A 22,830-nucleotide genomic window follows, 5' to 3' on the forward strand; every position below is an offset into this window, starting at 1 on the left:
ATTCTCTGATTTTCCACAAACAGGCGCGATGTTTTAGAATTTTTTATAGAAAATTAAAAAGGTAAACACTGCTACATCAATATGTCTGCCATCACCACTCAAGCCACGTCGAGTGCGTCTCGCAGCTCATTTTTCAATAATGTAATAATAATGCCCAGTCTTAGGACTGGGCTGTTTGAATTTGAAAAAGAGATATTTATTAGTTTTAAATTGGAAGGTGCCTGGCACTTTTTTTCTTGGAACGGACCCCAATGTCGCTAACTCTCCTAAAACCTGGCGGCATGGCCGTGCAACATTCCCGAAGAGCTTCCGTGTCAAATTGACTATCATTCTACCTATTATAATGCATATTCCAAATTAGCTAGGATCCTACTTTTTATAATTAGTTTAAATCAACTACAACAAAAGTATAGAAAATCCAATAAATTTAGAAGAATTATGAATGTCTCGCCATCCCAATTGGTGAGTTGTATTACCATAAAATAGCATCTAGGCTTTAATAACTAATATTTATAAAATTTAAATAATTCGAACTATTCATGTAAATATATATTTATTTATTTATAATAAAACCGACTGATAATAATAGGGGGTAGCAAATGTTGAAGAAGAAGTTTATTGTTCCTGCAGTTCTGTCGTCGGCGTTGTTGGTAGGTTCTATTCCAGCTAGTAATGTATTTGCGAAGCCGGTTGATTCGAAGGTGGTTAATAGTGTACAAGCATCTAAGGAATGGAATGAGAAGGCAAGCGTCCCATTATTTGTAAAGGAGCGATTTGCCGAGAAATTCTCTTCTAGCAATCCAGCCAATGCAGTAAATTATTTACAGAAAAACGAAGGTAAAACCGGAATTAAAAATCCGGGTAAAAATCTAAAAATAAAAGATACGCAAACAGATGAATTGGGTATGACTCATGTCCGCTTTAATCAGTCAATTAATGGAGTTAATGTAGAAGGGTCCGAAGTTATTGTTCATTTTAATAGGGATAATGAAGTCGTATCCGTCAACGGAAGAGTAAATCAGACGATTGCCGATGATGCAGTGGACACGACTGCCTCTTTAAGTAGTGATGCTGCACTAAAGGCGGCATTATCCTCTGTCAATGCTCCCGAAGAGCTGACATATGAGCCAACTTCCGAGCTTGTTGTCTACCCATTTGAAGGGGAAAATCATACGGCTTATAAAGTGAATGTTAACTTTATGGGTGATGAACCTGGAAACTGGTTTGTCTTTGTGGATGCAAAAACGGGAGAAGTCGTCGATAAGTATAATGGCTTAATGCATGCGGATGAAATGAAAACACAAAAAGGTGCTGGGAAAGGGGTACATGGCGCTCACAGGGAATTACATATTACCCAAGTGAAGGAACCGAATTCTGGGACTAAGTTTGCGTTGGCTGATTATTCTCATGAGGGTCTTAAAGGCATTATCACGTATGATGCTAAAAATGATAATACTTCCAGTAACGATACTATATATGTTGGAAATTCTGCTGCATTTATTGGCGACTATGATCGGGCTCTAGTCGATGCACACTATAATTCAGAAAAGGTATATGACTATTACCTTAATGAGCATGGTCGCAATTCCCTTGACGGTAAAGGGATGGCCATCATCTCTAGAGTCCATTATGGAACCAATTATAACAATGCCTCTTGGAATGGGCGTTGGATGACCTATGGTGATGGTGACGGTGAGTTCATGATTTCTTTATCAGCCGGCCTAGACGTTGCTGCCCACGAAATGACTCATGGCGTCATCACTAATACAGCAAATTTAGTATACCAAAATCAATCTGGAGCACTAAACGAATCATTCGCTGACATCTTTGGCGCACTCGTTGACGATGATGATTGGGAAATGGGCGAGGATATTATGGCGCCTGCTGAAAAAGCTAAGGGTAATGGAGTATTGCGCAGTTTAAGAGATCCACATAGTGTTATTGTACAAAACGCACAAAGAAGGGCATATAGCACAAATGGCGGCGTCTATCCGAAACATATGGATGAATTTTATCATATGCCAACTTCAGTTGATGGCGGAGGTGTCCATGTTAACTCTTCGATTACAAACCATGCCGCATACTTGATTGCACAAGATATCGGCAGGGAAAAGTTAGGAAAAATTTTCTACCGTGCTTTATCTGTTTATTTAACGCCAAATTCCAATTTTAGCGACGCGCGTAAGGCGGCTGTTCAGTCTGCAATCGATCTTTATGGTGAAGGCAGCGCGGAAGTGGCTGCAACTAATTCCGGATTTGATGCGGTGGGAATCTACTAATTAAATAATTGAATCTGCCCGCAGGAATCAATATTTTTATGGATTTTAGAATAATATTGAAGTGCGTTTTATGTTCCCCAGACTAAGAGTTTGGGGGATTTTTTGTTATGGTCTCCACCAGCATCCCATGTGTAGCCACATATACACTGGACATGTGGAGTGCGTGTCGCAACTCATTATTAATAAATAGAAAAACTGTAGCCCTTTCGTGTAAAGGGCTTTATGCATTTTAAAGAGATATCTGATTTATTTATACTTTATCTAAGATTAAACCAACTCTGATTGTCGGGATTAGCCGTGTTTAAAGCCAATATAAGTATTGAATACATACCAAATTAATGCTGCATGCAGTTTTTCAGATCAGACAATCATGAAAGTTTGCAATTTCATGATTGTCTGACCCTTTTTTACGTTGTCAATTATAATCCAAACATGTTAAGACTGTAGTAATGGTGAAGCGAAAATGGGTAAACTATGAAATGAATGTTTTTATTATCAAGTAATGGGTTTAGTTCTGACGGTATCGTTGAACGATTCATTGAAAAGTATTAATGCATAGAAAGGATAGTAAAATGTCAGGAATAAAAGATGAAATCATTTTAAGAGGACTTAAAGAAAATAATTTAAAAAATGTAGATTTAAACATACCAAAAGAAAAAATCATTGTATTTACTGGTCTTTCAGGCTCAGGAAAGAGCTCAGTGGTTTTTGATACATTAGCAACAGAGAGTAGAAGACAAATGACTTTGAACTATCCTCTCTATGTCAGAAATCAAATGCCAAGGTACGAACGACCCCACGCCGATCTTATGCAAAACTTAAGCCCGGTTGTAGTAGTAGAACAAAGACCTATAGGAGGCAATTCCCGTTCAACAGTGGGCACCTATATGGATATTGATCCATTAATTAGACTTTTGTTCTCGAGAGTAGGAAGTCCACCGATCGGTTCTGCCACTGATTTTTCAAGTCAAAGTTCTTTTGGCAGATGTCCTGAATGCAGCGGATATGGGGAAGTCATTGCACCAGACCTTGATAAGATGATCGATTACGATAAGTCACTTCGAGAATATGCAGTGAAATTTAAACCATTATCGCCTTCAGGTTGGCAAGGTCATTGGATGATGACCTGCGGATTATTCGATCCAGATAAACCGATAAAGGACTACTCAGAAGAAGAACTCCACCTGTTCTTATATGGTCCCCGAGAAGGTGAAAGAGCCTATGCGCCGTTTCACACAAAAAATGGACCCCATAATGCAGAGTGGGATGGGTTATTACCTAGATTTACGCGTGTTTATATAAATAGAGACATCTCAAAACTAAAACAAGTTTCCCAAGATGATGTCTTAGCAGTGTCAACACATTCATTATGCCCAACATGTAAAGGCTCAGGCTTAAACCCCAAGGTATTAGAGTGCAAAATAAATGGCCTAAATATCGCAGAATACGACCAATTGGAGCTGCCAGAAATTCTAGAAGAACTAAAGAATATAAAAGATCCTATGGGGAAATCGATAGCACAACAGGCGATCCCGTATGTAAAACAACTAGTCGACATGGGACTGGGATATTTGAGTCTGTCAAGAAAAATGGGCACCCTGTCCGGCGGTGAAGCTCAAAGGGTAAAAATCGCTCGTCATTTAGGAAGCAGTCTAAATAATATCACCTATATTTTTGATGAACCAAGTGCGGGACTCCATCCAGAAGAAGTGGATATGTTAATTATTATGCTAAAAAGAATAAAAGACCAACATAATACCGTAATCGTAATCGAACATGATCTATCAGTAATAAAAGCTGCGGATGAAATAATTGAGATGGGACCAGGAGCAGGTGTAAATGGAGGAAAAGTTGTCTATCAAGGAAAATTAGAAGGACTAAAAAACTCTCCCACCGGAACAGCCTTAAAGCACCAGCTAAAAGTAAATAAAAACCCAAGGGAAATAAAAGGTTATTTTACAATAAGAAGAGCAGGTAACAATAACTTAAAAAATATAAGCGTCAATATTCCTAAAAATGTCTTAGTCTCTGTATGCGGAGTATCTGGTTCAGGTAAAAGCTCCTTAATATTGGAGGCCTTCACGAAAAAGTATCCAGAATCCATTACGGTAGGACATGGCGGTATAGGAATTTCCAATCGTTCAACTATGGCTACCTATATGGGAATAATGGATGATATTCGCGCAATATTTTCAAAAGCAACAGGACAACCGGCAGGATTGTTTAGCTTTAACTCCTTAGGAGCATGTCCGGTCTGCAAAGGAAAAGGTGTCCTAACGCCAGAAGTAGCATTTGCAGATCCAGTGACGATCCCTTGTGAGGCATGTGGCGGTACGAGATACTCAGACGAAGCGCTTAAGTTTAGCTATCAAGATAAAAATATAGTTGAAATTTTAGATTTAACAATAGACGAGGCTATAAATTATTTTAAAGCACCAAAAATCATAAAAAGAGTGCACACGCTAAAAGATGTGGGATTAGGTTATTTGACCTTAGGGCAGACGACAAGTTCCCTAAGCGGCGGAGAAATTCAACGTCTTAAACTGGCAAGCCACTTACAAAAAGAGGGCCAAATCTATCTGTTAGACGAGCCATCCTCAGGACTGCACTCAGAAGATAATGAAAAACTCTTAGATGTATTTCAAAATCTTGTAAACAGAGGTAATTCCGTTATAATAATTGAACACAAACTAGACCTGATAGCGACGAGCGACTGGGTAATAGAATTGGGTCCAGGAGGAGGAAAACAAGGCGGACAAATTATATTCGAAGGAACACCGGAAGAGATGTTAAATGCAGAAACATTGACGGCGAGATGGTTAAAGGATGGAGTTAGAAGACATTCGGAACGGGGCGTATGGTCGGCCAATATCTAAATCTTACTACCTAGAACGAATTCTCAAGGAAGAATTTCGTTCTTTTATCATTTAGCAAATGTAACTCGAGAAGATATCGACTCAATCACTTATACCATAAATAAAGGCTTGTTCGTAGATGATGACATTATAATCCGCGTAAATGTAAAATATACAGATGGAAACTCTGAACAACAAGATATTGTTGTAACTCAAGAATCAAATTCCATTTTACTCAAGCTTAAATAAAATAATTGAAGAGATAATACTGCAAAATAAAGAACCAGTAGGAACAAAGTTAACTAAGATCGACAGAGAAAATCAATGGTCACCTAACAACTACGGCGCCTTTATTTCATTGGTACTTCAAGGGGTTGAAGAGAATAAAACTTTATTTTACATCACGGTAAAATATTTTGTCAACAATAAATTTGTAATAATTTATAAAAAATGTTATAATTGTCTTACAATTGTTTTTTTATGATATTCCGTATCCCGTATTCTGATGTATTTTTTGCAGTTAGAATGATGGATACGTTTTTTAATATCCTTTTTTAAACAAAGAAGAATTCAAACAGTTGTGTAAGCTTTAAAGGTAAGTTAGTTGAATAAAATTATCAATTTACTATCTAACAGTAACTTAGTTTTTATTCTACAAGGAGGCCTATAATATTGAATCTAATCAATAAGAAAGTTACACACAAGCGTTTTGGCACGGGGAGTATAGTTAAGCATAATGATTCTATTATTGAAATACATTTCGCATCGGAAAATAAAAAGTTTGTTTTCCCCGATGTATTTGGAAAGCACATAACGCTGCTTGATAAAAGTGCTGCTAATTTACTCGAAAAAATTATACAAAAAAAGGAAAGTGAAAGAAGAGAGGAAGAATGGAAGAAGGAAGAGGAAAAAAAACTACAACGGAAAAACCAGGAACTTCGCTTGGAACATGAAAAACTTATGAAAAACCATAAACTACATCCCGAATCACAAATGGTTTTTTGGTGTGACACAGAAGAACGGAATCGTTCTTTTTCAGAGTGGAAGGTTTTTTCAGGTGTAATAAAAAGTGGTAATAACAAGGGGAAGCCAAACAAACCCATCCGCTTACACCAAAATAGCGCTGTCCTGTTAACAGCTATAGATCCTGGCATGCCTGAAAAAGACAGACGTATCTTAGGTGTCTATATGGTGAATGAAGATTTTATCGGTAAACTTTGTGAAGATGGATATATCCCTGCTCATTCAATATACAGACTCCAACTTTCAGAGCAGGAATCTAATCAGATGCTTTTCTGGGAATATTATGTAAATGAGAAGTTCCCACAAAAAATGACATGGAATACAGGTAAATACCGATATTTTGAAAATTCATGGTTGGCTCAAATTTTGCTTGATATCGTTTCGTTGAAAAGTGACCCAAAAGAACGAGAGCAGGCACAACAATTTTTTAAACATTTCTGTAAAATGAATCAGATAACAGATCAAGAGTTACCAAAACCTAATGGCGCATTATTGCGTATTTAGTTGTTAGCCCAAAGCTTTTTTAGCAGGAAGTTTGATTAGTGTTTGCTGTTTATTCCTGCTGTAGAATAATTAGGATGATTCTTTATCGTGGAAGGAGTCTTCTAAGTATCAGGGATAAATAGCTGAACAGTGATTGAAAACTTACCAGCATCTCATATTGTATGGCCACATACACTCTAGTCACGTTAAGTGCGTGTTGCAACTCATTTTAAAAGAAGGCAACTAACCATTAGTTGCCTTCTTTGTCTTAAGAATCATTAACTCTTTGAAAAGAAAGAGCCATCTGTTCCTAAAAAGTTATACTTTTAGGACTTCCCTCAATAAACAACAACCGGATCATAGGTGCTGAGATTGTCATATACAGTTTTCATAATACTTGGAGGTGTGTTGACACAGCCATGCGATCCTGCACTAAGATAGGCATTACTTGCCCAATTGCCCCGCCAGCTGGCATCGTGGAACCCCTGACCGTCATTTGTAAAAGGAGCCCAATAGTTTACATCTACCTGATAAGTGATTTTTCCGTTTTCTCTGCCCGTTAGGACGGAAGGCGTTTGCTTATAGAGGATATACCACACACCCGGTGATGTATCATGACCAGTGCTGTGATTCCCGGTAACAACATTCGTAGTGACGACTAATTTTCCATTTTTGTATATCCAAATTCGCTGCTCTGCAATGGAGACTTCAGCGTACGTATCGCCAATACCATTGTTTACGATTGTGTCATATCCGTAGCCTTCACCCTTCCAGCCATGACCGTAAATATTAGACGCAGAAACTGATTTCTCCCCATTTTCAAAAGCGCTCATAATGCCCGGTATTTCTTTATCAACATCGATGGCCCAGCCATAGCCTTTACCTTTCACCGATATCACCGAACCTGAATGGGTCATGAAGGTGAAGTCCTTATTTAATGTGGATTGGGAATTGTTAATTTCAGCAATCTTATTCTTAATATCACCGGCATCATCAAGCTTAATCTGCAAATCTTTTGAAATAGAAGCATTTTTAATTAATTCACCCGCGTTTAACGTAAACACTTTATCCTGTACCTGATAATCGACGGTCTGTGCAAGAAATTCCTCCAGCTTTTTCTGTTGATTTTTAATAAACTCGCTGTCTTCTTTAATTGGCTGTATGTATGCTGGATTGAGGCGGATTTCACTAATATATTCTTGCTGTTTTTCGTAATCATTCAATAGACTAGCGACATCATACTGCTCTCCGCTAATGCTGTTAGTGACAACAATTTTGCCTTGTTCCAAACGAACCATCGCATCTTGTGGCGCTTTTAAACTTTGATTCATGGCTAACAGCTTTTCTTCTACCTGTTTTTTCAATGTCTGGTTTCGATACTGGTCCTGATTGCTTGGCATGATTGAATAATCTTTAACCTTTGAAGAAGGAAAAAAAGTCCGCTGGCTCTTTAATAATTTTTTGACGTCGGGCAGGTCCTCATCCGAAAATACCATCTTTGTATCGTTTCCATCTAAAATTTGCTGTTCTCCGATGTAGACAACATTTTTTAATACGGTTGCTTTTAATTTTTTTAGCGCCTGATCAGCAGTCATTCCACCGACTTTGATGCCATTAATCTTGATTTGTGAATTAAAATGGTTTGCCTGATAATAGCTGCCTGCTGCAATGAAAAGCACGATAATAAGAATGATCCCTGCTGTAATAAACTTCCAGTTTGCATGCCATTTAGCTGAATTTACATGTTGTTTCTCCATTTCTTGAACATTTACCGTGCTTTCCATTAAGTTACCCCCTATACTGACCTTCTGTCCTAAACATCTTAGCCATTAGCAATTGATATTGTAATTTTGGTTACCACTGTTTAGAAAAATGTAATTTATACTACTATTCTACAAAATGTCAGATTCGAACATTGTCGGTTTTTGGGCAGGATTAAACTTTATGTATATAAAAAAGGGCAGCCGGAAAATCGGCAGCCCTCTTGCTTTATTAACAGATTTATTAAGATGTCTTTTTGATGAATCTAAGAAATTTTCAATTGGTGCGGGAGGTTTCCCCCTAGGCACCTAATCTTAAATTCCGTTTTATTTCCCCATGATTTCTTGTATTTCTTGGTGATTCATAAGAATTTCATTGCCATAATAATAACTGATGGATAGTACAATGATCAGACCAATATAAATGAGAAATAATTGCATTTTTGTTGCTTTGCTTGTTTTATAATAGCTTTCCGTTATCTGTACTTGTTTTTTATAATCGAGTAATTTTTCTTCCAATCTGTTGAGGATATTTTCTATAACCTGTTGATTATGATGAAGGTCATCTTCATTCCATACTGGGACACCCGATAATTGTTGAAGGTAGCGATCCTTTTTCATTTGTTCAATTTCTGTATTCAGTGTATATAATATTTTAGTAATTTCCTGGTTTGAAACTTTCTGTTTTGCCTTGCTGGTCATTTCTTGAACGAAATCTAAATCATTTGATCCTTGCTTTATTTTACCTATCAAATGCTCCAGTTCTTGTACTTCCATTTTATTGTCATGCAGACCTTTTTGTTTTTTATATATTTTGTACCATTCTATTCCGCCCATGATGACAATGATAAATCCTATAAAAATATGTTTTATTATTGAAAACGCCAATAAAAGGATGATGCCTAACCCCCATAGTTTCGTACTGATTCCCGCAACGATTCTCCCGCCGTCCAATGGGGTGATTGGGATTAAATTAAATAAATTGATCATTCCTCCCAAAATAATCAGAAGTGCCCAAAAAGGTTCATGTGTAAAATAATACAATGGAATCGCAGGCAAGAAGGATAACAACCCGAATAACGGACCCATGTATGCTACGAATCCTTCATCCTTTGCATTTTTAGGCATTTCCTTCAGGCCGATCACTGCTCCGACAAATGGAATAAATACAGCAGGGCTAACCGGAAGTTTAATTCTTTTAGCAGCATATAAATGCCCCATTTCGTGAACAAATAACAAATAGACTACAGCAATTGCGAACTTCCAACCGAAAAAAAGGGCATAGGTGCCAAGGTAAATGAACATGCTCACAAGTGTTTGGAGTTTTAAAAATTTAAAAATGACTAAAACAAACTTTAATTTACCAAATAAAAATGCCCCTATTGCCGTAAGTATCCCCCAATAGGTTTTCTTGCTGCTAGTTACATTCGTTTTACTCAAATAACCATCCCCTTAAATCCCTGCCCGATGTAAAATCAAAATATAGCTTTACAAACATTATACAGGAAATGGTTGGAAATTTGGTTAAACGGTTGGGAAGAACAAGCAATTTTCATTCGTTTTTTTGGCATATAACCAACCCTAATAAACTGGCTCCATTTTCCTTTTTTACTAATTGGAGCTTAATGAGGACACACATTATGACGTGGTATTTTATGGTAAAATTAAAGTACGTAATGGGATGGAGATGAACTAAGAAATGGAAGGGATTATTGTTAAATATTGTAAGAGGCAACAATGAAAATAAATATTAAGTAGTGAAATCAATTGGAATGGTTCTTATTTGCCCTGAAGGGTAATATGAACTGTCACCATAGAGGAGGCGCAGTATGAAGCAGCTTTATATTAAGCAGAAGGTATTTAGTCTGGGTGGCAAATTCACGGTAAAGGATCAGCAGGAGAAGGATGTATATTACGTGGAAGGTAGTTTTATGAAAGTCCCAAAGACTTTCACCATTATGAATAATGCAAGAAATGAAGTTGCACTTATTACCAAAAAGACGTTCAGCTTTTTACCGAAGTTTTTTGTTAACGTGAATGGTCAAGAGGTGTTAATGATTAAGAAAGAACTTTCTTTCATTAAAGCACGTTATACGATTGAGGCAGCAGGCATTGAAGTACATGGCAATTGGTGGGATATGGAATTTCAGGTAATGCAGCATGGTGAAGTTGTTGGTAAAGTGAACAAGGAGTGGTTTACTTGGGGCGATAGCTACAAAGTTCAAATCATTGATGAAAATATGGAAGCTATCGTTATTGCGCTTGTTGTCGCAATTGATTGTGTAAAGGCAGAGGACGCAGCTGCTTCCTCGGCATCGACGATTTAATTTCCCAAATTACGGAGAAGGTAATTATATGAAATCAACAGATAAATTTACAGATAAACTTCAGAAGGGCAGTTGTTATCTATTTTGTTATTTAATCAAGTGGTTTTTGAGTTTTCTTAATATAAAAAATATTGTTGACAACAAAAATCTATGATGCTACCATTTTTATAAACCGTAGACGAGGGAGTTAAACTGTTAAACGATCTCTCAGCGAATCCGGGATGGTGTAAGCCGGATAGATGCAGTAACAGCAAGTGGGCCTCCGAGGGCGAAGCGAAAGAATTTTTTTAAGTAGCTTAGACGCAATGCCGGCGTTACAGGGCTAAGGGTGTGTATGCACCCTACAGAGTGGGTATGTATGATACATATCAAACAAGGTGGTACCGCAAGTTAACACTTGTCCTTGAATTATTATTTGAGGACAGGTGTTTTTTATTTTTTTATGAGGATAGGAGAATGTGCCATGGATGATAAATTTACGCTATATAACTTAAAAGTAGAGGTTGTAGCTACAGAGAAACCAATGGTATGCCGGCATAAGGAAGGCAGCTATTTCTTAGTTATAGGGGAGGACATTATCTTCCCAGAAAATAATTCTTTTTCCATGTATGCATTAAGCGCTATTTTGCCATTACTGCCTGCAAAGCAGCGGCCATTACACGCGAATGACTGGATGTTGTCCGATAGTGTCATTGCCTGCCCGGATCCAAACTGTGGTGCCAGATTTAAAATAAGTCGTATCGGAACGCAAGAATTTAGTCATGCTGAATGCACAATAGAACCAATAGATAAAGGAGATAAACAATAATGGCAGAGCGATTCGAACTAGCAAAAGATTATACAATCAACAGAGTGATCAACGGCTGCTGGCAGCTATCAGAAGGCCATAGCTTACAATCAAAACTAGATATGCAAGATGTTATGAAGGCCTTCCACATGCTTGCTGAGAGAGGATTTACGACATTTGATTGTGCAGATATCTATACGGGTACGGAAGAACTCCTCGGTGAATTTTTAACGGAACTAAAAGAAGGAAGCACCCTTTCGCCGCATGATATTCAAATTCATACCAAGTATGTACCGGATATCAATTTGCTTAGTGAGGTCGATTACAATTACACAGAAAAAATAATTGACAGAAGCCTTAAACGTCAAAAACGAGATGTATTGGATCTTGTTCAGTTTCATTGGTGGGATTACAATGTGCCTGGCTATGTTGAGACAGCGGGAGATCTGTTGAAGCTTAAAGAAAAAGGAAAGATCCGTAATATCGCCGTTACAAACTTTGATACGAAGCATTTGCGCGAAATCGTTGATGCCGGGATCCCTGTTGTGTCCTGTCAAAATCAATACTCGGTGTTTGATAGACGTCCAGAAAAAGAATTAATAGATTATTGTAAAAGCAAAGGAATTTCCCTGCTGTGCTACGGTACATTATCTGGCGGTTTGTTAGCGGAAAAATGGATCGGCCAAACTTCGATTCAACCAGAAACGCGCTCTCACGTTAAATATTTTCAGGTGATTGAAGATACTTTGGGCTGGGATGGCTATCAGGAATTGTTGGGATTGCTGCAAAGAATCGCTAAAAAGCATTCAGTCAAGGTTTCACAGATTGCTACAAAATATATATTAAGTCAAAAAGGAGTCGGGGCATCTATTATTGGAGTGAGAAATAGCCGGCATGTGGAGTCAAATACGCAAATATTTGCTTTCGAGCTTGAACGTACCGATATCGAAGAAATAAAACAATTCTTAAACAACTATCCAATCGTAGACGGCGAACCGTTTGAGTTAGAGCGTACTGTTGATTCAAAATATCGCAATATTATGAAGATGAACTTAAATGAGAAATAAGTGATAGTGTATGTTTAGTCTAGCATAGAGAGTTTAGTAGAGGAGAGGGAGTTTCGATATGAAGAAGAGACTTGAATTTAGAGGTGGCTGGGGAACTGCGTTTATTCCAGTCGTGATTTTTCTATTTTTCTGCATATTGTTTTTTATTGTTTTTAAAGCGTTTGAAATGTATGCTCTCGCCATGGGCGCTTTCGTTGCACTGATGGTAGGGGCCATTTTTGTAAAAAGAGGAAACTACGATCGGTTCTGGGATTCCGTCTATGACGGCGTAAAGGAATCCGTACCGATTGCCATCCTACTGTTCGTCATCGGGATGTTCTCAGAGTTGATCAAAGCTACTAACATTTCGTCAGGTTTCGTATGGCTTGCTGACTTGCTGGGCGTGGATGGGGGATTATTCACTGCGTTTACATTCTTAGCCGTTTGTATCATTTCTACTGCTACGGGATCATCCATCGGAACTATGTTTACCTGCTTTCCTATTTTCTACCCGGCAGGAGTATTGTTGGGATGTGATCCCGCCATTCTTGCGGGTGCAATTGTCAGTGCATCTATTTTTGGTGATAACTTAGCGCCAATATCAGATACGACCATTATCTCTGCAGGAACGCAAGAATACACAAAAAAAGAAGGTTTTGCCGAAGTGGGCGGCTGTGTTGCCAGCCGGCTAAAGTATTCCTTGGTCGCAGGTTCTATCTCGTTTGTTCTGTTCTGGATTTTAGGCGGCGGAGGTACGGTAGGTGCAGGGGCATCTGATATCCTTGCAAAAAACATGAATCCTATCTCGCTGGTTATGCTGGTTCCGGTAGCCGTCATGTTAATCGTAGCCATCAAAACCCGCAATATCTATAAAGCGATTACTATAGGGATCATTTTAGGGACCATTACAGGTCTCGCGTTTAACCTGTTAACTTTCGACAAGGTTATTTCAGTGGAGGATGGGGCGCCGAAAGGGTTCCTAACGGGCGGCATCAGCAGCATGATGGCAACCGTCACGCTGGTTATTTCAGTCTACGGGATAATGGGGGTGCTTAACGGTGCGGGAGTGCTTGAAAAAGTCACAAATGGCATCCTTAACAGCAAAATGGGCAAGACGGTTCGCGGTGCTGAAATCGCAATGATGTTAGGCATTTCGTTTACAACGTTGATCTTCGGTGGTGTGACAAGTGCATCGATGACGACATTTGGAAAAGTACAAAATGAGATTGGAAAACGTGTTGGTTTGCATCCATACCGCCGTTCCTATCTACTGGATGGTTTTGCTAATGCGATTGTGCTAGTCATACCTTTCTTAAGTGTTTTTGTATTCCTCGGTGCTTTGCTGTCAAAAGGTTATGATTTTGTTGCCCCGCTTTTACTAACACAAGTCAGCAGCGGCATGATCTATTGCATGGTACTATTCTTGGTCCTATTGTCCTCTATCATTACGGGATGGGGCCGCGAATATGAAGGCTCTGAAGGAAAAGTAGTTAGTAATCCTCAAGAAATGTAAAACAAGATACCAAATCCGGCTCTCATAAAATGATGAGAGCCGGATTTGGTATCGAATCGTTTTTATTGTCACAGTGAGAGTGAAGAATAAATATGTACATAATCTGGCTACACTGATTCTAAGACTGGATAAGGAAAGTGGATTCATTAAAAAGTAGTTCAATATATGTTAGATGAAGAGGTTTTAATATGAATAATGAAAATAGGAAGCTATCACCTGAACAATGTGAAGAAATACTTGGAGTATTGAAAGTCCGTTTTGAGAAAAATATGAATCGCCATAAAGGACTTGAATGGGCTAATGTACAAGCAAAGCTAGAAAATAATACTGAAAAACTGTGGTCACTTAATGAAATGGAAACAACTGGCGGCGAGCCGGATGTTATTGTTCATGATAAACAGGCGGACGAGTACATTTTTTATGATTGTTCAGCGGAAAGTCCTAAAGGGCGCAGAAGTGTTTGCTACGACCGTGAAGCGCTCGAGTCAAGGAAACAACATAAACCACAAAACAACGCTATAGATATGGCTGCTGACATGGGTATTGAGATTTTAACGGAAGAACAATACCGGGAGCTCCAGAAACTTGGAAATTTCGATACGAAAACATCGAGCTGGGTGAAAACACCTGCTAATATTAGAAAACTCGGTGGGGCCATCTTTTGTGATCGTCGCTACGACACGGTCTTTGTATACCACAATGGAGCAGAATCCTACTATGCTGCTAGGGGCTTTCGTGGCTCGCTAAGAATCTAAATTTTAGTATGAAATGCTGCCCGTTGAAAGGACGTATGGGGGGGCCTGTTCGCCACTTGTAAGAAAAGATTAAAACAGATAAGACAGTGAGTAAAGAGCCTCTCCATAAGGAAAGGCTCTTGATTATTAATAAAAACAACTTAAGAATTTGAACCAAGACGGTTTTATTTTTTAATTAATTTAATACGAGTTACCTGCCAGTCAATTGCTTATTAACCCATATGATGTTTCCCAAACCGAACGAAAGAGTACATATCTTGTTCTAGAAATGCATGGTTGATGGCAATATTTTCAAAAAGACAACTTACACAATCTGACAAGGTTAAAAATTGTATAAGGAGGCGTTATCATGGCACGAGTTTTATTTATAAATGGCGGATCGGAAGGACATGTCAATCCAACGATCGGAGTGGTGCAAGAGTTGGTATCGCGCGGCGAAGAGGTCGTGTATTTTACAATCGAGGATTTTCGTGAGCGAATGGAGAATGCGGGGGCGACAGTGAGGACCTTTGATGTTCAAGAATTTTTAAAAGCCTTTCTCTCGGGAGGGAGAAATAATATGCTTGAAAGAATCAATGGTCTTTTGCGTACGGCAGATATTATGGTTCCTAGCGTTCTGGAAAATATCAAAGGAGAGCCATTTGATTACATCATTCACGACTCAATGTTAGGCTGTGGGCGATTACTTGCTCAAATCCTTAAGCTTCCGGCTGTCAATTCTTGTACTTCTTTTGCGCAGTCTAAAAGCTCATTTGATAACATGTTCAAACAGCTTTCTAAAAATATTCCTGCAGAAACATTCGATGAATATATAAAGCTGACTGCAATCGTGAAGGGGAAATATGGTGCGGAAATCCACTCGCCTTATGAAGTCTTTTGTAATCCCGCACCACTTACAATTGTATATACCACCAGGGAGTTACAACCTTTTGAAGAGGAATACGACCAAACGTATAAATTTGTTGGGCCATCCATCACTTCAAGAAAGACGCATGAAAGCTTTGATTTTACTTCAATCAAGGAAAAAAGCCCAATTTACATATCCTTGGGTACTGTCTTTAATCAAGCAATTGATTTTTATAAGCTTTGTTTTGAGGCATTTGGCGACACGGAACATACTGTGGTGATGTCGATTGGGGAAAAAGTTCACCAATCTGATTTGGGAAAGATACCTGAAAACTTTATTGTAAAAAATTATGTTCCGCAAACAGAGTTACTGAAATGCACGAAATTATTTATTACACATGGCGGAATGAACAGTGTCCACGAAGGTCTTTATTATGGAGTTCCGCTCATTGTCATCCCGCAAAGTGCGGATCAGCCGGTCATTGCCGGTCAAGTTGCCAAAATAAATGCCGGTATTCCATTACAAATGCAAGGCTTGACCGCAAATCAGCTGCGTGAATCCGCAGATCAAGTGTTGAACCAGCCATCATTCCATCAAGCTGCGGCAAGAATGAAAGAATCCTTGCAAAAATCGGCTGGGTATCAGCAGGCTGTTGATGAGATTTTTGAATTTAAAAGACACTATAACATCTAAACGAATATTGTGGTCAACCATTCAATAAAGAGATTGGTGAAAATTTACAAAAGTTGTTTATCTCCTCAGCTTAAAGGGTATTGGTTAGTAAAACCTTTTAAAGGAGGAAGCATTTATGAAATTGAATGTAAAATGTAATGTTGAAAATTGTAAATATTGGGCTGAGGGTGATCAATGTGTGGCTGATTCTATTTATGTGATAGGCCTTCATGGCGAAGTGGCTGCTGATGTAGAGGATACAGCATGTAAAACGTTTGTAGAGCGGAAATAAAATCAGAATAATTTTGCTGACTGGACGGCTGCGTGCGCGTCCAGTTTTTTTTACAAACCAATCGTTTGATTTAAAATGCAAGGAATCATTAAATACCCCACTTTGAAAGAAATCGGCTGAATTGGATATAATTAAGCTTATTGGTCGATTTCTTAACAGGAGGTAATAAAAAATGGCATTCACATCTAAAAATATCTTTATCAATTTATCGGTACAAGACGTGGGTAAGTCCACCAATTTTTTCAAGGAGCTTGGTTTTGAGTTCAACCCACAATTCTCCGATGAGACCACATCTTGTATGATCATCAGTGACAATATCTATGCAATGATTATGATTGAGGAACGCTTCAAAGGGTTTAGTAAGAAAGAAATTGTGGATACGACTACTTCCGCCGAAGCAATTTTCTGCTTATCAGCTAAGAGCCGGAATCAAGTGGATGAGTTAGTAAATAAGGCATTGGCATCTGGCGGTAAATCTTTTAGTGACCCTCAAGATCATGGATTTATGTACATATGGGGGTTTCAGGATGTAGACGGCCATTTATGGGAGATTGCTTACATGGATGAAAGTGCAATGAATTTGAAATAAGAAAATACGCCCATAAATCAGAAACCGGAACGGCTTTCGGTCTATTTTTGATGTCAAGATTCATAACAAAAAGTAAAGGTAGCAAAGGGTACTCCAAAGTTTAATTAAGTAATTGCCTAAGTAGCTGCGCCAGTAGCTATTTTTTTCTTTATAAATACAACGCTTATATGAATTAAATAAATTTTTCTTGGATAAGAATTTTTGTTAGGCTTATAAAAAGGAGATTAGCTAAATATGAAAGCTTTAAAAATAAGCAAAGAAAGGCAAGAGGACAGTGTAAAATATGCACAACAGCATTTAGCGAATGAAAGAACGTATCTGGCGTGGATTCGGACTGCTATTTCTATTATAGGTGTCGGTTTTTTAACTACTTCGTTACATTTTACTATTAAGCTCAGTTCCAATGCTGCAATTAATACTTTGGCGATATTTCTAGGAATCTTCGCTTGTTTGGTTGGTTTTACAACTGCTATCTTTTCAACCATACATTACACAAGGAAAAGAAGGGAAATCCAGAATGGATTTTTTACTCCGTCTAACTATTCTATAATATTTGTTTCTATTTTATTTTCACTTCTCGTTTTTTTGATTTTTATGTATCTTTCTTTCTTATTATTTTAGTCAGTTTGACTTTAAGAATTACCGGCAATGTAATTTGTTTGACATTATACCCTTATAGGTATAATGTCAAAGTATGTATTCATACCCTATTGGGTAATAGGGGAATTAGTAAGGGGGTTTTATAATGCCCGATAAAGAAAAACAAATCAAAGATTGTTCGACAACTGGTTCTTGAGGAATCAGCCGGCCAAAGGTTTCTGGAGATGGAAAAAAGGTTAAACGACCGTTTCCACTATGACCAGGAACGCTTGTATGGCTCCTGGCAGGAGTCATTTACCTGATTTATAAAGCGTTTAGTTGATTTTTTAACTTTCCTAAAGAAGAAAGGGGGGAGCCGGTAATAGAGGTTATCCAAATTGGTTCTTTCACCATTATGATGAAATGGATTGTTCTTGGTTCCGCCATTGTGATCGGATTCATTTTTCTGAAACTATGGCTGCTGCGTTCACAAAAAAAAGAATCTGGTAAACAATTATTCGATTTAGCATTAAACAGTGTTTTTTGGGGCTTTCTGATTTGGAAAGGCAGTCTGCTGTTACTGGAGCCGAAATTAATTATTGAAAGTCCAATGTCGTTATTGTATTTTACAGGAGGAACGAACGGATTCATTTTAGGAACGCTTGGTGCATTCATTTATTTCTTTGTTAAAGCCAGAAAATTAAGGATAACAAACCTTATAATTCTACAGTCCACGGTTGTTTTTATTTTTGCCGTCATGATTGGGTATTTTTTAGTTAACCTCTTCTTGAATCATGATAAGCCGAAAGTGAATACAGCCGGCACAAAGACAGTAGAAATTGGTCTCCAAGAAGGTAATAAAGCACCTGATTTTCAATTAAAGACGTTAAACGGTACTGACGTTAAACTGTCTGATTTGCAAGGGAAAAAGGTCATTTTAAATTTCTGGGCAACCTGGTGTCCGCCCTGTAAAGCAGAAATCCCGCACATGCAGGATTTTTATGAATCAAGAGACAAAACCAAAGTGGAAATACTCGCCATCAACTTAACCACATCAGAGAAAAATCCGGGAAATGTAAAGAAATTCGTGAAAGATAAAAACGTAACTTTTCCTGTTTTACTCGACAATGATGGGAATATAGGCGACCAATATCAAGCGATTACAATTCCAACAAGTTATCTGATTGATTCCCAAGGGATTGTTCGCAAGAAAATAGTCGGGCCAATGGATAAAGATATGATGAACCAATTAATAGAAAATGTTGATTGAAGGCAATATTAACAGAAGCTATAAAAAAGGCAATGGAGGGTCTAAAATGGTCAAAGTAACACATGCTGCAATTTCAGCTATTACAAGCGAAGTTCAAGATGTCATCGATGAGGGTAAAAAGCCGCTGATCCGCTTTTCAATGGGCATTGGTTGAGGGGGCCCGCAGCTTCGTCTGACTCTGGAAGAGTCGGCTTTAGAAAATGATGAAATCACTGAGCAGGATGGAATCGGCTTTTTAGTAAATGAAAGAGATCAGGTATATTTTAATAATGTAAAGATTGACTATGTAAAGTCATTATTCGGGGGCGGACAGTTTACCGTGCTTCGTGTTTGAGTGAAAGGGCTATTTTAGCCCTTTTTTTATATTCTTTGATGATGACCAACTTCCCTATAAAAGCGGGGGACCCAGAGAGATCGATTTCCTTTATACTCCGGAAGACTTCCTGCAAACATTTTCGGATTGGCGGGTTGTTCATTTCTTCATGGGTGAAGCTATTCGACATGAGGGAGAATTGCATACCGGCTTGGCACATGTTATTCAATTTGCTGGCCAAAAACCGGAATAAAAATCACTTACAGAGAATTAGCCAGAGGACTGGTCGGCGTATAACTATAATAAGAATAATGAAGTTACTTCGAAAACATTGAGCTGCCTGTGAGAAAGTTCCGGGCAGCTTTTTAGTATGAAAATTCATTGGGAACATCCCCCTTAACAAACACAATGTTGAAAAAATAGCAGCATGTCTATTATACTAGAAAAAATTGGATAGAATAAGCAAATCGAAAAGAGTATAAACAAAGAAAGAGAATGGTAAAGGGGGGAAACACAGTTATGATCCCAGCAAAAATAGATCCAATATCAATCACTCCAATTAGAGAAAAAGGCGTGGAGTCTATCCTCGATTGGTTCGAACGGCATAAACAAACGTTCTATATACTTGGATGGTCCTATCTGAGTAATCAGCAGCAAATGGAAGAGCTTTTTTACCAGTCTATTGTTAAAATCCACAAGGAGTTACCCCGATTTAAAAGTGAAACATCATTCGAAACGTGGGTTACGTCCATTTTTATACATATCTGCCGGGAGATTGCTAATGATAGCAGTTTACAAGCTTCAGAGGAAAGTGAACAACAGAAGAATTTATTTAAAGCACTTGATCAATTAAAAGAGTACGAGAAAGAAGCGATCGTCCTTACATATGTAAAAGGACTCTCTCATGGGGAAACGGCACAACTTCTTCAGGTTTCAGTGGAAAAGATAAAAGAGCTTTTGTTTTCCGGAATCCAGTTAATTAAAAAAGAAATGGGGTTCGGATTACCCTTCAATGGCTGTAAGGAGTATCATAAGGATTATATCGATTACTTAGAGAAAACCCTGGATCGGTCGAAAAAGATTGGATTTGAGAAACATATTTATCATTGTCAAGACTGTCAGGAGGATTTGGCAACATTCCAGGATGTCATGTTAACCATGTCAAATCTTACTGAAGGGATAGAGGATTTCCATGTGCCATCTGACTTCATGGAGAATGTTAAAGCCAGGCTGGCCGAAAAGGAAAAGCACAGACAACTGAAGAACAAGAAACGAAAAAGAATGGGGACTGTATTTGCGAGTGTTTTCGCATTATTAGTAGGTATAGAAGTCTTAACAGGGGCATTTACGAACATCTACTATTCATGGACAGAAGAGGATCAAGAGCTTCGTGCCTATCTGCAACAGGACCTGGGTGAACGGCTGAACTTGGAAGCAGAAAACAATGGAGTCAAAATTAAGATCAAGAGCGCGATTGCTGACGATGTTCAGACGCTTCTTTTTTATGAAATAGAAGATACAGCTGAAGACAATCAATATGTGATAAATAATTATGAAGGTATTTCTGTGGAGAACGAATATGACATCATGAACAGTAACGCAAATCAAATGTATTATCCTCCTGACCTTGAATCGGAAGTGAATAACGAAAAAAAGAACGTGTTTCAAGGGAAGATTAGTCTACTGCCGCTCTCAAAGGAAAAGGGGACAATCAAACTTAAGATCACACAGCTTCAGAAATTGATTGGTGATCCCTCTGACCGAAATAGTTTGAGAGCTTACGAGAACATGGAATATGGAACAGGGGAGTGGAGCTTCGAGATCCCTGTAACAAAACAGCCCTCTATTGAATATGCATTGGATGATGAAACAGAAGTCGAGGGGGTCCCGATTCGATTTGATAAATTAACGATTGCTCCAACAGCGACGATTCTGCAATATAGTATTAATCATGCCCAGTCAGGAAAACGGATTAATTTTCTCAATTTTGACAATCTAGAAGTGAACAATAAGAAAGTAAAAGCGGATTTGTATGGCAACTCTTTTTTAGAGTCACCTCTAGACATGAATTGGAGCTCTTTTCAAGCACATTTTAATCCTCTTTTTGGAGAAAAGCCAAAAGAGGTTAACGTTCAATTCGGATCAATCTATTTAACTATTGAGGACCCAAAAACCATTATACTCGATGCTGCTCAGGAATATCCCCAAACCTTTGAATATTCAGGAAGTACAATCTCTATCGACAAGGTGGAAGTTGGACTGCCTTCCAAAGTTGTCATCAGCAATCATAATATTGAGAAACGGGCATATGAGTCGCTTCAATTCAACATTATGGGTGAAGGGGAGAATGCAACTACCTCAATGGAGATGAATTCTGAAGGAGTGCTCGTCGATAAAAACGGGACTGAATACAATATGGATATAAACCCTGTCCCGTATGAGGAAATCGAGCAGCCACGTTATTTGCTTACTGTTCAAGGTTTGGAGTTACGCAGTGACAATGCTGGAGAGAAAGTGATTCCGACAAGACTGGAGATTTACGGATATAATACAACGAAGTATTTGGATGATGTTGTGAAGATTTCGTTGGAATAAATAAACTAGTTCTAAACCGACCCTGATTTCGTTAAAAAATCTTTAGCGAATTCTGGGTCTTTTCATATCCAAACCTTGCCGCTCCAGTTTTTCTTCGATTTTGTCTTTTTCAAAGCTTAGCAAATCTTTATTATTAATACAAAAAAATGTAAAAAAACAGGCGCCTGTATTTGTTGCATATTCGTTGTTAATGTTACTTAATTTATGTTATTATCGAGTTATGTAACATGTTCTAGGAGGCTTCCTATGGAGTTTGTTAATCCTATTAGAGATATAGAAAATATCAATGCTATAAAGGATATATTAAGGAAACATTCACAAAGAGATTTATTACTTTTTGTTTTTGGAATTAATACGGGAATTAGAGTAAGTGATTTACTTTCAATAAAGGTTACTGATATATGGGACGGAGAGAGAGTAAAGGAGTTTTTATATTTAAGGGATGAGAAAAGTGACGAAACAAGTGCTCACTATATTAATCATGTTGTTCAAGGTGAGTTAGAGAAATATTTATCTATTCATGATTTTAATGAAAGTGATTATCTGTTTAGATCAAAAAAGAGTAATCAACCGATTACTCGACAGCAGGCTTATCGAATTATTCATAATGCTGCAAAAGAGGTTGGGATACCAGATAATATAGGTATGCATACGCTGAGAAAAACATTTGGGTATCACGCATATCGAAAGGGGATCGCGATTTCCATTTTAATGAGAATTTATCATCATCACTCCCCTTCTGAAACATTAAAGTATATAGGAATAGATAAACATGATAAGCAACTTGTTAAAGTAGATGTGAATTTATGAGCATATTAAAGAGAATTAAAAAACCTCCACTATAT

At 38.0% G+C, this 22,830-nt stretch carries 17 protein-coding genes and 1 pseudogene; 16 read left to right on the forward strand and 2 right to left on the reverse strand.

The genetic code is table 11. From position 1 onward, the window contains the following. The first annotated feature begins 599 nt into the window (after positions 1–599). The 3 genes from FAY30_RS02370 (at position 600) to FAY30_RS02380 (ending at position 6,661) form a co-directional block, all read left to right on the forward strand. Complete coding sequence (locus FAY30_RS02370; RefSeq protein WP_223820870.1) at positions 600–2,279, forward strand: M4 family metallopeptidase; 1,680 nt, start codon at positions 600–602, stop codon at positions 2,277–2,279. A gap of 572 nt (positions 2,280–2,851) precedes the next feature. Further along, positions 2,852–5,155: an ATP-binding cassette domain-containing protein gene (locus tag FAY30_RS02375; protein WP_149872563.1), complete on the forward strand. Its 2,304-nt coding sequence runs from the start codon at positions 2,852–2,854 to the stop codon at positions 5,153–5,155. Positions 5,156–5,806: 651 nt separating this feature from the next. Beyond that, complete coding sequence (locus tag FAY30_RS02380; RefSeq protein WP_149868387.1) at positions 5,807–6,661, forward strand: malate synthase; 855 nt, start codon at positions 5,807–5,809, stop codon at positions 6,659–6,661. A gap of 317 nt (positions 6,662–6,978) precedes the next feature. On the opposite strand, the gene FAY30_RS02385 is transcribed toward FAY30_RS02380, so the two are convergent. Then, positions 6,979–8,424 carry a L,D-transpeptidase gene (locus tag FAY30_RS02385; RefSeq protein WP_149868388.1) on the reverse strand — a complete coding sequence of 482 codons (1,446 nt, stop codon included), beginning with the start codon at positions 8,422–8,424 and terminating at the stop codon, positions 6,979–6,981. A 303-nt stretch (positions 8,425–8,727) separates the two neighbouring features. Next, entirely contained in the window at positions 8,728–9,840 is a 1,113-nt protein-coding gene (locus FAY30_RS02390; RefSeq protein ID WP_149868389.1) for a site-2 protease family protein, read from the reverse strand. 389 nt (positions 9,841–10,229) lie between these two features. Between FAY30_RS02390 and FAY30_RS02395 the strand changes: the two genes are divergently transcribed. From FAY30_RS02395 to FAY30_RS02455, 13 genes and pseudogenes are all read left to right on the forward strand, one after another. Then, positions 10,230–10,727 carry an LURP-one-related/scramblase family protein gene (locus FAY30_RS02395; protein ID WP_149868390.1) on the forward strand — a complete coding sequence of 166 codons (498 nt, stop codon included), beginning with the start codon at positions 10,230–10,232 and terminating at the stop codon, positions 10,725–10,727. 463 nt (positions 10,728–11,190) lie between these two features. Beyond that, positions 11,191–11,535 carry a TIGR04076 family protein gene (locus FAY30_RS02400; protein WP_149868391.1) on the forward strand — a complete coding sequence of 115 codons (345 nt, stop codon included), beginning with the start codon at positions 11,191–11,193 and terminating at the stop codon, positions 11,533–11,535. Beyond that, a complete protein-coding gene (locus tag FAY30_RS02405; protein ID WP_149868392.1) occupies positions 11,535–12,581 on the forward strand; it encodes an aldo/keto reductase in 1,047 nt (348 codons plus the stop codon). The genes FAY30_RS02400 and FAY30_RS02405 overlap by 1 nt, the downstream gene beginning before the upstream one ends. A 58-nt stretch (positions 12,582–12,639) precedes the next feature. Beyond that, positions 12,640–14,073, forward strand: coding sequence for a Na+/H+ antiporter NhaC family protein (locus FAY30_RS02410; RefSeq protein ID WP_149868393.1), 1,434 nt, complete (start codon positions 12,640–12,642; stop codon positions 14,071–14,073). 188 nt (positions 14,074–14,261) lie between these two features. Beyond that, on the forward strand, positions 14,262–14,828 hold the full coding sequence (locus FAY30_RS02415; RefSeq protein WP_149868394.1) for a DUF4256 domain-containing protein: 567 nt from the start codon (positions 14,262–14,264) through the stop codon (positions 14,826–14,828). A gap of 349 nt (positions 14,829–15,177) precedes the next feature. Further along, a complete protein-coding gene (locus FAY30_RS02420; protein WP_149868395.1) occupies positions 15,178–16,368 on the forward strand; it encodes a macrolide family glycosyltransferase in 1,191 nt (396 codons plus the stop codon). 115 nt (positions 16,369–16,483) lie between these two features. Continuing rightward, entirely contained in the window at positions 16,484–16,639 is a 156-nt protein-coding gene (locus FAY30_RS02425) for a DUF1540 domain-containing protein (protein ID WP_149868396.1), read from the forward strand. Between the two features lie 172 nt (positions 16,640–16,811). After that, the gene (locus FAY30_RS02430; protein WP_149868397.1) at positions 16,812–17,228 is read left to right on the forward strand and encodes a VOC family protein; all 417 of its coding nucleotides are present in this window, start codon (positions 16,812–16,814) and stop codon (positions 17,226–17,228) included. Positions 17,229–17,462: 234 nt separating this feature from the next. Next, positions 17,463–17,849, forward strand: coding sequence for a YidH family protein (locus FAY30_RS02435; protein ID WP_149868398.1), 387 nt, complete (start codon positions 17,463–17,465; stop codon positions 17,847–17,849). 373 nt (positions 17,850–18,222) lie between these two features. Further along, positions 18,223–19,077 (forward strand): peroxiredoxin family protein, encoded by an 855-nt coding sequence (locus FAY30_RS02440; RefSeq protein ID WP_149868399.1) that lies wholly within the window; start codon positions 18,223–18,225, stop codon positions 19,075–19,077. Between the two features lie 380 nt (positions 19,078–19,457). After that, positions 19,458–19,643 (forward strand): annotated as a pseudogene (locus FAY30_RS27455) (SAM-dependent methyltransferase); the annotation flags it as partial. Between the two features lie 266 nt (positions 19,644–19,909). Next, positions 19,910–21,985 carry a sigma-70 family RNA polymerase sigma factor gene (locus tag FAY30_RS02450; RefSeq protein ID WP_223820871.1) on the forward strand — a complete coding sequence of 692 codons (2,076 nt, stop codon included), beginning with the start codon at positions 19,910–19,912 and terminating at the stop codon, positions 21,983–21,985. 246 nt (positions 21,986–22,231) lie between these two features. After that, positions 22,232–22,795: a tyrosine-type recombinase/integrase gene (locus FAY30_RS02455; RefSeq protein WP_149868401.1), complete on the forward strand. Its 564-nt coding sequence runs from the start codon at positions 22,232–22,234 to the stop codon at positions 22,793–22,795. Positions 22,796–22,830 lie beyond the last annotated feature (35 nt).

This window comes from Bacillus sp. S3 (genome assembly GCF_005154805.1).
In the GTDB taxonomy this organism is placed as follows: Bacteria; Bacillota; Bacilli; order Bacillales; family Cytobacillaceae; genus Neobacillus.